This is a genomic window from Photobacterium sp. SP02 (genome assembly GCF_038519165.1).
GTDB classification, from domain to species: domain Bacteria; phylum Pseudomonadota; class Gammaproteobacteria; order Enterobacterales; family Vibrionaceae; genus Photobacterium; species Photobacterium halotolerans.
In genome coordinates, this window is sequence record NZ_JASJOJ010000167.1 from 1 (window position 1) to 492 (window position 492).

General features: G+C 49.0%; 3 tRNA genes. All 3 read right to left on the reverse strand.

Going from position 1 to position 492, the window contains the following annotated elements:
- Window positions 1-157: 157 nt before the first annotated feature.
- A tRNA-Val gene (locus P0Y67_RS22805) sits at window positions 158-233 on the reverse strand.
- Window positions 234-262: 29 nt separating this feature from the next.
- A tRNA-Lys gene (locus P0Y67_RS22810) sits at window positions 263-338 on the reverse strand.
- A 1-nt stretch (window position 339) separates the two neighbouring features.
- Window positions 340-415, reverse strand: a tRNA-Glu gene (locus P0Y67_RS22815).
- Between the last annotated feature and the right edge of the window lie 77 nt (window positions 416-492).

The following is a 492-nucleotide window of genomic DNA, read 5'->3' on the forward strand; positions in this document are numbered from 1 at the left end:
TCTAAGATTGAATTTACTAGTCAGCTTTCCAGATTGTTAAAGAGCATGTGAATTATCTTTTGATATCCACTTTCTAAAGGCTTTCAGCGTCAGAGAATCGATCCAACAACAGTTAAGCTATTGAATCTGCGTATCCGTGCAGAAAGTATTTAGAGAGTGGTGGGCGATACCGGGCTCGAACCAGTGACCCCCTCCTTGTAAGGGAGGTGCTCTCCCAACTGAGCTAATCGCCCACAGTATTTTTACATTCCCGTGGCAGGAATGGTGGGTCGTGCAGGATTCGAACCTGCGACCAATTGATTAAAAGTCAACTGCTCTACCAGCTGAGCTAACGACCCGTGGCGTCCCATAGGGGAGTCGAACCCCTGTTACCGCCGTGAAAGGGCGGTGTCCTAGGCCTCTAGACGAATGGGACTTCTAATTCGTACTCACGCTGTTGGGCAGCATGAGTGGCTCTCTACATTTCGACCAAGCAATCTGTGTGGACACTGC